This is a genomic window from Rhodococcus sp. P14, from assembly GCF_000256505.1.
GTDB classification, from domain to species: Bacteria; Actinomycetota; Actinomycetes; order Mycobacteriales; family Mycobacteriaceae; genus Rhodococcus; species Rhodococcus ruber.
In genome coordinates this window covers 1-9,623 of the sequence record NZ_AJFC01000168.1, presented here as the reverse complement: position 1 = coordinate 9,623, position 9,623 = coordinate 1, and the positions used below count along the sequence as shown (strand labels likewise).

Genomic DNA, 9,623 nt, shown 5'->3' with positions numbered 1-9,623 from the left:
GGGGGCGGGGGCCCCCGGCGCGCCCGCCGGTGCGGCGGGCGCGGCGGGTGTGACCGCTTCCGGCGTCGGGGCCGGGGCCGGGGCGGCGGGCGGGCCGCCGAGCTTGTCCGCCAGGCACGCCGTGAACTGCTCGATGATCTTGCCGCCGACGTCGGAGATCATGCCCCGGCCGAACTGGGCGGGCTTGCCCGTGATGGACAGGTCGGTCACGACGGTGCCTTCGGTGCGGTCGCCGTCGCCGGTGAGCGTGATCGTGAACGTCGCGTTCACGGTGCCGTTGCCGCGCGAGTCCTTCGCCGCGGCCTCCATGACCGCGCGACGCGCCTGCTCGTCGGTCTCGACGAACTTGCCGGTGCCCTTGTACAGCAGCTGCACCGGCCCCATCTTGATCTTCACCGTGCCGGTGAAGGCGTTGCCGTCGACGCCGGTGAGGGTGGCCCCGGGCATGCAGGGTGCCACCTTCTCCGGATCGAGCAGTGCCGTCCACACCTCGTCGACGGGTGCCGGCACGGACATGTGGTGTTCGAGTTGCATGGTTTTCGTCTCCAGTGTTTGCTCAGGCGACGTCCGCTGCCGTCGACACCGCACGGCGCGTGAGCACCCGCGCGAGCTGGCGACGGTAGTCGGCGTCGGCGTTGCCGTCGCTCATGGGGGAGGTGCCCTCGGTGGCCCGCTCGGCGGCGGCCCGGATGGTGTCGGCCGTCGCGGGCTGCCCGACGAGTGCCTGCTCGACGGCGTGCGCGCGGACCGGCACGGCCGCCATGTTGGTCAGCGCCACCCGGGCCTGCCGGATCGTGCCGCCGTCCGTCTGCACGGTGGCGGCGACCGCGACGATCGACCAGGCGTGCGCCACCCGGTTGAACTTCTCGTACCGCGCCGCCCATCCCGTGCGCTTGGGGATCCGCACCTCGACGAGGATCTCATCGGGTTGCAGGGTGGTGGTGAAGTAGTCGTCGAAGAAGTCCGCGACGGGGATGCTGCGCCGCCCCGACGGTCCCGCCGCGACAAGGGTCGCCTCGAGCGCGAGCACCGGCGCGCCGAGATCCCCGGCGGGATCGGCGTGGGCCAGAGCCCCGCCGAGGGTGCCCCGGTGCCGGATCTGGGGGTCGGCCACCGTGCTCGTGGCCTCGGCGAGCAACCGGGCGTGCTCCCGCACGAGTGGATCGTGGATCACGTCGTGGTGCGTGGTCATCGCCCCGATCACCAGGTCGCCGCCGTCCTCGCGGACACCCCGCAACTCCGGGACCCGTCCGAGGTCGACGAGCGTGGTGGGGGCCGCCAGCCGCAGCCGCAGCACCGGCATCAGGGACTGCCCCCCGGCGATGATCTTGGCGTCCTCCCCCGCCGAGGCCAGGGCGGCGACGGCCTCGTCGACGGTGGTGGGCGCGACGTAGTCGAACGTCGACGGGATCATCGGACGCCTCCCTGAGCCGAGTTCCGAGCTGATTCGACGGCGTGCCACACCCGCATCGGCGTGCACGGCATCTCGATGTCCCGCACGCCGAGATGGCGCACGGCGTCGAGGACGGCGTTGACCACCGCCGGCGTGGAGGCGATCGTGCCGGACTCACCGACCCCCTTGACGCCCAGCGGGTTTCCGGTCGCGGGGGTCTCGGTGCGGTCGGTGGTGAACGTCGGCAGGTCCGCGGCCGACGGCAGCAGGTACTCGGCGAACGAGCCGCTGAGCAGGGTGCCGGACTCGTCGTGCACGGCCTCCTCGTACAGAGCCTGCGCGATGCCCTGGGCGAGGCCGCCGTGCACCTGGCCCTCCACGATGAGCGGGTTGACGACGTGCCCGACGTCGTCGACGCACACGTACGAGCGGATACGCACCTGCCCGGTCTCGGTGTCCACCTCGGTGGCGCACAGGTGCGTGCCGTGCGGGAACGAGAAGTTGTCCGGGTCGTAGGTGGCCTCGGAATCGAGGTTGGGTTCGATGCCCTCGGGCAGGTCCGCGGCGGTGAACACCGCGAGCGCGATGTCGCTCATGCCCACGGCCTTCTCGGTGCCGCGGACCCGGAACCGGCCCTCGGCGAACTCGAGGTCGTCCTCCGAGCACTCCATCATGTGCGCCGCGATCGGACGGGCCTTCGCGATCACCTTCTCCGCGGCCTTGACCACCGCCACGCCGCCCACGGCCAGCGACCGGGATCCGTAGGTGTCCAGCCCGCGCGGGGAGGTCTGCGTATCGCCGTGCAGCACTTCGACATCCTCGAACGGCACGCCGAGCCGGTCGGCGACGATCTGGCTCCACGCCGTCTCGTGCCCCTGCCCGTGCGACGACGAGCCGGTGACCACCTCGACCCGGCCGGTGGGCAGCATCCGGATCGCGGCGTGCTCCCAGCCGCCCGCCCCGTAGTTGAGCGAGCCGAGCACCCGCGAGGGCGCCAGGCCGCACATCTCGGTGAAGGTCGACACCCCGATGCCGAGCTGGACCGGATCGTTCCGGCGACGGCGTTCCTCCTGCTCACGGCGCAGCTCGTCGTAGTGGAACAGGTCGCGGGCCTTCGCGGTGGCGGCCTCGTAGTTGCCCGAGTCGTACGTCAGGCCCGCGACGGTGTCGAACGGGAACTCCTCGTGCCGGATCCAGTTCTTCGCTCGCAGCTCGAGCGGATCCATCGACAGTTCGGCGGCGAGTTCGTCCATGATGCGTTCGATTCCGAACGTCGCCTCCGGCCGGCCCGCCCCGCGGTAGGCGTCGGTGGGCACCTTGTTGGTGAACACGTTGGTGCAGGAGAAGTGGTAGGCGCCGAACTTGTAGATGCCGTTGAACATGAACGCACCCAGGATCGGTACACCCGGCGTGACCAGCCGCAGGTAGGCGCCCATGTCGGCCAGCAGCTCCACCTTCAGGCCGACGACGGTGCCGTCGCGGCGCGCGGCGAGGGTGAGCTTCTGGATCTGGTCGCGGCCGTGATGCGCCGCGACCATCGACTCGCTGCGGGTTTCGGTGTACTTCACCGGTTTCCCGAGCCGGCGCGCGACGAGCAGGGCGAGCAGCTCCTCCGGCGTCACCTGCAGCTTGCCGCCGAAACCACCGCCGACGTCCGGGGCGATCACCCGCAGCTTGTGCTCGGGGATGCCGAGCGTCATCGCCAGCATGATCTTGAGGATGTGCGGGACCTGCGTGGCCGACCACACCGTGATCTGCGGGCCGGTCGGGTCGACCACGACGGAGCGCGGCTCCATGAACGCCGGGATGAGCCGCTGCTGCCGGAACGTACGCTCGACGACCACCTCGGCGTCCCGGATGGCCTGCTCGACGTCGCCCCCGGTACCGGCCTCGGCGGAATCGAACGTCCACGTCGCGCTGACGTTGGTGCCGAGGTCCGGGTGCACGAGGTCGGCGCCGTCGCGGGCCGCGTCCGCCAGGTCGAGGACCACGGGCAGGTCGTCGTAGTCCACGTCGATCGCCTCGAGGGCGTCGTGCGCCTCGTAGGCGCTGCGCGCGACGACGACGGCGACGGCCTCCCCGGCGAAGTTGACCGTGTCGACGGCCAGGGACGGCGCGGGCGGGATCTTCATGTCGGGGGTGATCACCCACGCGCACGGCAGGCTGCCCTGCTCCGGTGAGGCGTCCGCACCGGTGAGCACCGCCACCACGCCGGGCCTCTGCCGGGCTTCCGACGTGTCGATCGAGGTGATGCGGGCGTGGGCGAACGGGCTGCGCAGGATCGCCATGTGCAGCATCCCGGGGAGGACGAGATTGTCGGTCCAGCGGGTGCGTCCGGTGACGAGGTGCTCGTCCTCCTTGCGCCGCCGCGCCTGGCCGATCTCCGGTTCGACGGTACTGGTCATCGTCCGCCTCCTGCGGCCGCGTCGGTCTGCAGTTCGGCGGCGCGGGCCTTCTGCGCCGCGTCCAGTGCCGCCTTCACGATGTTCTGGTAGCCGGTGCAGCGGCACAGGTTGCCTTCGAGGCCGAGCCGCACCTCCTGCTCGTCGGGATCGGGATTCTCCTCGAGCAGGTCGATCGTCGACATGATCATGCCGGGCGTGCAGTAGCCGCACTGCAGGGCGTGGTTGTCGTGGAACGCCTGCTGGACGGGGTGCAGCACGCCGTCGCGGGACAGGCCTTCGACGGTGGTGACCTCCGAACCGTCGGCCTGCACGGCGAGCACCGAGCAGGACTTGACGCTGCGGCCGTCGAGATGCACGGTGCAGGCGCCGCAGTTGCTGGTGTCGCAGCCGACCACGGTGCCGACCTTGCCGAGCCGCTCGCGCAGATAGTGCACGAGCAGCAGCCTCGGTTCCACCTCGTCCGTGTAGGCCGTCCCGTCGACGGTGACAGTGATGCGCATCGGGCCTCCAATGCCGGGAACATCCGGGATCCAAGATCGTCGAGAAGTGTTCACTGACACTGTGCTCCAACGGTGACCACCGAACACGCCGATTCGCCGAATCGGTGGCGGATCAACCTCGTTCCCGCGTTTGCGACGACCGGGACGAGGGAATCCGCACGGACACGTTCGTCGGAGAACGACAGGCGGAGGTGAGAGGTGACCACGGTGGAGGAGATCGTCGAGCGAGGCGCCGGCCGGGACCTGCCCGTCGTCGGCAGCCTGGCGGAACTGACGGACCTGGTGATGTCCCACGACTCCGAGATCTACCTGCGGTACTCGAAGGGACCGGACAGCGATGCGCGGAAGGGCCCGAGCCGGGACTACGAGGCCGACGTGACACTGCCCGGGTTGTCGGTGACCAGGATCGTCCCGGAGCCGTGGTGGCCGCGGCCCGCCGTCGACTGGGTGGCGCGCCGGATCCGCAAGTACGCCGAGCTGGGCCGCGAGAGCGGCCGATTCGCGTGGCTGCTGACCGGCACGGTGGTCGGCGAGGGACCGGACCACGAACCGCTCGTCGTGCGCGCCCGCCCGCTGGCGCGCTTGTCCGACGAGATGCTCGACGAGGCGGCCGAGTGCTACCGGACCCGGTTCCGCGTCGGGAACGATTCGCGAAGCTGACCCGCGTCGCGGGGGCGCGCGCGGGGTACCCGTCGGGAATGGACCAGTCCGAAACTCCCATGCTGGATGCGCTGGATCAGTACCACCGACTCGACCGCTACGGGTTCTCCCCGCCCGGCCACCGCCAGGGGCGCGGCGCCGACCCGCGGGTGAAGAAGGTGCTCGGGCTCGACCCCTTCCGCTCGGACGTGCTCGCCTCCGGCGGCCTCGACGACCGCAGGTCGCGCAACGGCTACCTGTCGCGGGCCGAGCAGCTCATGGCCGAGGCGGTGGGAGCGCAGCAGGCGTTCTTCTCCACCTGCGGAAGCTCGCTGTCGGTCAAGGCCGCGATGATGGCGGTGGCGGGCAACGACCCGGGGGGACTGCTCGTCGGCCGGGACTCGCACAAGTCGATCGTGGCCGGTCTGATCTTCAGCGGCGTCACGCCCCGCTGGATCACGCCCCGCTGGGACGAGGAGATGCACTTCTCGCATCCGCCGTCGCCGGAACAGGTGCGCGAGACGTGGGAGAAGTACCCGGACGCGGCCGGCGCGCTGATCGTCAGTCCCAGTCCCTACGGCACGTGCGCCGACATCGAGGGCATCGCGAACGTCTGTCACGAGCGGGGCAAGCCCCTCATCGTCGACGAGGCGTGGGGTGCGCACCTGCCGTTCCACGACGACCTGCCCACCTGGGCGATGGACGCCGACGCCGACATCTGTGTCGTCAGTGTCCACAAGATGGGTGCCGGTTTCGAGCAGGGATCGGTCTATCACCTGCAGGGCGACCTGGTGGACGGCGCGCACCTGTCGGCCTGCGCCGACCTGCTGATGACGACGAGCCCGAACGTGATGATCTACACCGCGATCGACGGGTGGCGCCGCCAGATGGTCGAGCACGGCACCGAACTGCTCGGCGACGCCCTGCACCTGGCCCGGCGGACCCGTGAGCGGATCGCCGGGATCGACGGTCTCGCCGTCCTCGAGGACCGGCTGCTCGGCGAGGAGGCCTCGCACGACCTGGATCGGCTGCAGGTGCTGATCGACGTGAGCGAGCTCGGCGTCTCCGGCTACCAGTGCAGCGACTGGCTGCGCGAGCACTGCCGGCTCGACCTCGGCATGACCGATCACCGGCGCATCCTGGCGACGTTGTCCATGGCCGACGACGAGAGCACCACCGATCGGCTCGTCTCGGCGCTCGAGTCGCTGTCGCAGGCCGCGGAGTCGTTCGATCCGCCGCCGGAGATGTCTCTGCCGAGCCCCGATGAACTGCAGCTCGACTCGGTGATGTCGCCGCGCGACGCGTTCTTCGGCAAGGCGGAGATGGTCGACGCGGACCGGGCCGCCGGGCGCATCGCTGCCGAGCAGATCACCCCCTACCCGCCGGGCATTCCCGCCGTCGTGCCGGGTGAGCGGCTCGACGACGCCGTCGTCGACTATCTGCGCAGCGGCGTGAATGCCGGGATGACGATTCCCGATGCGACCGACACCTCGCTCGAGCAGTTCCGGGTGGTCGCCGAGAACTGACCGCCGCGGCCCTACGGCCCCGGCACCGCGGTGTCCTCGTGGGCATGGATCGGGCCTGCGGTGCGGGCGAGGTGCTCGCCCCGGCCACCCCATTTCAGCGCGATGATCTCGGCCGCGATCGACACCGCGGTCTCCTCCGGTGTGCGCGCCCCGAGATCCAGGCCGATGGGAGAGCACAGCCGCGCGAGCTCGTCGTCCGTCATCCCCGCCGCACGCAGGCGCGCCGACCGGTCCTCGTGCGTGCGCCGCGAGCCCATCGCGCCCACGTAGGCCAGGTCGAGCCGCAATGCCACCTCGAGCAGCGGCACGTCGAACTTCGGGTCGTGGGTGAGCACCGTGACCACGGTGCGCGAGTCCACGCGACCCGCGGCCGCCTCGGCGGCGAGGTAGCGGTGCGGCCAGTCCACGACCACCTCGTCGGCGGCGGGGAACCGGGCGGCGGTGGTGAACACGCCCCGGGCGTCGCACACCGTCACGCGGTAGCCGAGAAACGAGCCGAGCTGCGCCATGGCGGCCGCGAAGTCGATGGCGCCGAACACCAGCAGCCGCGGCGGCGGCTGGAAGGAGTGGACGAACACCGACATGCCCTCGCCGCGGCGCTGCCCGTCGGGCCCGTAGTGCAGCGTCGCGGTCCGGCCCGCGGCGAGCAGGCCCCGCGCGTCGTCGGCGACGGCGTCGTCCGCCCGCGCCGACCCCAGCGACCCGCGCGCGCGATCCGGCCACACCGCCAGGCGACGCCCCACCCATGCCGGATCGGGATGCTCGGTGACGGTGGCGACCGCGACGGCCTCCTCGGCCCGCATCGACGCGACGACTTCACCCAGCTCGGGAAACGTGGCGGCATCCACCCGTTCGACGAACACGTCGATGATGCCGCCGCACGTGAGGCCGACGGCGAAGGCGTCGTCGTCGGACACGCCGTACCGCTGCAACACGGGCACACCGTCGTCGAGCACCTGCTGCCCGAGCTCGTACACGGCGCCTTCCACGCAACCGCCGGAGACGCTGCCGGTCACCGTGCCGTCCCCGGCGACGAGCATCGCGGCGCCCGGTGCGCGGGGCGCGGACCGGAACGTCGAGACCACGGTTCCGAGGGCGACGGTGTCACCGGCCCGGTAGCGACGGTCGAGTTCGTCGAGAACTTCACGCACGGTGGACCTCCTCCAGCAGTTCCTGCAGCGTCGCGAGGCTGTGCCCCGCGAGCAGACGGTCGAGATGCGGCAGGGCGGCCGCGATGCCGGACTGCACCGGCTCGTAGCCGGCCGCCCCGGCGTGCGGATTGACCCACAGCACGGCGTGGGCGAGCCGGCGCAACTGCGCGAGCTGCTCGGCGAGCAGGGCCGGATCGCCGCGCTCCCACCCGTCCGAGAAGATCACCACGACGGCGCCGCGCGCGAGCCCGCGCCGGCCCCACCGGTCCAGGAAGGCCCGCAGGGTCTCGCCGAGCCGGGTGCCGCCCGCCCAGTCGGGGACCGCCCGGCCCGCCGCGGCGAGGGCGCGTTCCGGGTCGCGGGCCCGCAGCGCGCGCGAGAGCCGCGTCAGGCGCGTGCCGAGGGAGAACACCTCGGTGTGGGCGGGATCGGCGCGGGTCACCACGTGCGCGAAACGCAGCAGCGCGTCCGCGTACGGGCTCATCGAGCCGGAGACGTCGAGCAGCAGCACCACGCGGCGCGCCCGGGTCGCCCTGCCGTGCAGGCTCGGCCGGACGGGTTCGCCGCCGGCCGCGAGCATCCGGCGCACCGTGCGGCGCGGGTCGATGCGGCCCCGGCGCGACGGGCGCAGCCGCATCGCCGGACGGGTGGGCGGCCGAGGATGCAGCGTCGCGATCAGTTCCGCGAGGTGTGCCCGCTCGGCGTCGGTCAGTTCCGCGATGTCGCGCCGGCGGAGCACGTCGGTGTCGTCCGCGGCGACCCGCAGTTCGGGGCCGCCGCCGGCGGTCTCGTCGCCTCCCGAGGGCGTGAGGCCCGCGATGCGGGCCCGGCGCGGAGTGCGGGTGCGCGGCGACGTCACGTCGGGTGCCGTTCCGCCGAACCAGCTCTCGAACGCGAGGTCGTAGCGGGGGATGTCGTCGGGGTCGTGGCACAGGGTGGCGCGCCCGGCCCAGTACACCTGACGGCGGTCGCCGAGGTCGATCTCGCGCAGGGCGCGCAGGTAGGCCACGGTGGCGTCCGAGGCGACGGACAGGCCGGCCGCGGCGAGGGCGCGGGTGAAGCCGGTGAGTCCGACGAGGGAACCCCCGGCGTCGGTGGTCGTCGTCATCGCCGCTGTCACCCCGTCAGGAGCCGGTCGAGCCCGGTGCGGACCACTCGGTCGAGGTCCTCCCGGTACTTCAGGACGGCACCGAGGGTCGCGGCCGCGGTCGTCGCGTCGAGCACGTCGCGGTCGAGTTCCCGCAGCGCTCGTGCCCAGTCCAGCGACTCCGCGACCCCGGGTGGTTTGAGCAGGTCCATCCCGCGCATGGCCTGCACGGCGTGGGCGACCTGCGCCGCGAGGTGTTCGTCGATGCCCGGGATGCGGCGGCGCAGGATCTCCACTTCCCGCGCGAGGTCGGGGTGTTCGAGCCAGTGGTACAGGCAGCGGCGTTTGAGGGCGTCGTGCACCTCGCGGGTGCGGTTCGAGGTGAGCACCACGAGCGGCGGCGTCTGCGCCCGCACCTGTCCGAGTTCGGGGATGGTGACGGCGTTCTCGTCGAGCACCTGCAGCAGGAAGGCTTCGAATTCGTCGTCGGCCCGGTCGATCTCGTCGACGAGCAGCACGCACGGCGCGTCGGTGAGCGCCTGCAGCAGGGGCCGCGCGAGCAGGAACCGCTCGGTGTACAGCGAGCGCTCCGCCTCCTCGGCCTCGAGCCGGCCGCCGCTCGCGGCTTCGAGGGTGCGCAGGTGCAGCAGCTGCCGGGGAAAGTCCCAGTCGTAGAGGGCCTGGGACGCGTCGATGCCCTCGTGGCACTGCAACCGGATCAGCGGCAGGTCCAGCGCGTCGGCGAGGGCGACGGCCAGCGACGTCTTGCCGGTGCCGGGTTCCCCCTCGCAGAACAGCGGGCGGCCCATGCGCAGCGCCAGGAACGCCACCGTCGCGAGCCCGTCGTCGGCGAGGTACCCGGTGGTGTCCAGTGCCCGCGTCAGCTCCGCCGGTGAGCCGATCGCCGCCGTTGCCGTCATGG

9 protein-coding genes are annotated in these 9,623 nt (G+C 72.0%); 2 read left to right on the top strand and 7 right to left on the bottom strand.

What is annotated here, in order from left to right:
• From OEY_RS0112255 to OEY_RS0112240, 4 genes are all read right to left on the bottom strand, one after another.
• Nucleotides 1-534: SRPBCC family protein (locus OEY_RS0112255; RefSeq protein ID WP_010594162.1), on the bottom strand; the 534-nt coding region annotated here is incomplete at its 3' end.
• 22 nt (nucleotides 535-556) lie between these two features.
• The gene (locus tag OEY_RS0112250; RefSeq protein WP_010594161.1) at nucleotides 557-1,414 is read right to left on the bottom strand and encodes an FAD binding domain-containing protein; all 858 of its coding nucleotides are present in this window, start codon (nucleotides 1,412-1,414) and stop codon (nucleotides 557-559) included.
• Entirely contained in the window at nucleotides 1,411-3,798 is a 2,388-nt protein-coding gene (locus tag OEY_RS0112245) for a xanthine dehydrogenase family protein molybdopterin-binding subunit (protein ID WP_010594160.1), read from the bottom strand. The genes OEY_RS0112250 and OEY_RS0112245 overlap by 4 nt, the downstream gene beginning before the upstream one ends.
• Nucleotides 3,795-4,298: a (2Fe-2S)-binding protein gene (locus tag OEY_RS0112240; protein WP_003938697.1), complete on the bottom strand. Its 504-nt coding sequence runs from the start codon at nucleotides 4,296-4,298 to the stop codon at nucleotides 3,795-3,797. Before OEY_RS0112240 ends, OEY_RS0112245 begins: the two co-directional genes overlap by 4 nt.
• 198 nt (nucleotides 4,299-4,496) lie before the next feature.
• Here OEY_RS0112240 and OEY_RS0112235 point away from each other — a divergent pair, with 198 nt between their 5' ends.
• Nucleotides 4,497-4,958 (top strand): DUF6098 family protein, encoded by a 462-nt coding sequence (locus tag OEY_RS0112235; RefSeq protein ID WP_010594159.1) that lies wholly within the window; start codon nucleotides 4,497-4,499, stop codon nucleotides 4,956-4,958.
• Between the two features lie 38 nt (nucleotides 4,959-4,996).
• Complete coding sequence (locus OEY_RS0112230; RefSeq protein ID WP_010594158.1) at nucleotides 4,997-6,463, top strand: aminotransferase class I/II-fold pyridoxal phosphate-dependent enzyme; 1,467 nt, start codon at nucleotides 4,997-4,999, stop codon at nucleotides 6,461-6,463.
• Between the two features lie 11 nt (nucleotides 6,464-6,474).
• Here the strand turns inward: OEY_RS0112230 and OEY_RS0112225 are convergent, their stop codons facing one another.
• Genes OEY_RS0112225 through OEY_RS0112215 form a run of 3 tightly spaced genes read right to left on the bottom strand, consistent with a single transcriptional unit; the run spans nucleotide 6,475 to nucleotide 9,621 of the window.
• Nucleotides 6,475-7,614 carry an XdhC family protein gene (locus OEY_RS0112225; protein WP_010594157.1) on the bottom strand — a complete coding sequence of 380 codons (1,140 nt, stop codon included), beginning with the start codon at nucleotides 7,612-7,614 and terminating at the stop codon, nucleotides 6,475-6,477.
• Nucleotides 7,607-8,722, bottom strand: a complete 1,116-nt coding sequence (locus tag OEY_RS0112220) for a vWA domain-containing protein (protein ID WP_010594156.1) — start codon at nucleotides 8,720-8,722, stop codon at nucleotides 7,607-7,609. Before OEY_RS0112220 ends, OEY_RS0112225 begins: the two co-directional genes overlap by 8 nt.
• Before the next feature lie 8 nt (nucleotides 8,723-8,730).
• On the bottom strand, nucleotides 8,731-9,621 hold the full coding sequence (locus tag OEY_RS0112215) for an AAA family ATPase (protein WP_010594155.1): 891 nt from the start codon (nucleotides 9,619-9,621) through the stop codon (nucleotides 8,731-8,733).
• Nucleotides 9,622-9,623 lie beyond the last annotated feature (2 nt).

Bases quoted from the DNA above. Each gene is read 5' to 3' on its own strand.
- OEY_RS0112250 (WP_010594161.1), bottom strand. From the start codon at position 1,414: ATGATCCCGTCGACGTTCGACTACGTCGCGCCCACCACCGTCGACGAG.
- OEY_RS0112245 (WP_010594160.1), bottom strand. From the start codon at position 3,798: ATGACCAGTACCGTCGAACCGGAGATCGGCCAGGCGCGGCGGCGCAAG.
- OEY_RS0112240 (WP_003938697.1), bottom strand. From the start codon at position 4,298: ATGCGCATCACTGTCACCGTCGACGGGACGGCCTACACGGACGAGGTG.
- OEY_RS0112230 (WP_010594158.1), top strand. From the start codon at position 4,997: ATGGACCAGTCCGAAACTCCCATGCTGGATGCGCTGGATCAGTACCAC.
- OEY_RS0112220 (WP_010594156.1), bottom strand. From the start codon at position 8,722: ATGACGACGACCACCGACGCCGGGGGTTCCCTCGTCGGACTCACCGGC.
- OEY_RS0112215 (WP_010594155.1), bottom strand. From the start codon at position 9,621: ATGACGGCAACGGCGGCGATCGGCTCACCGGCGGAGCTGACGCGGGCA.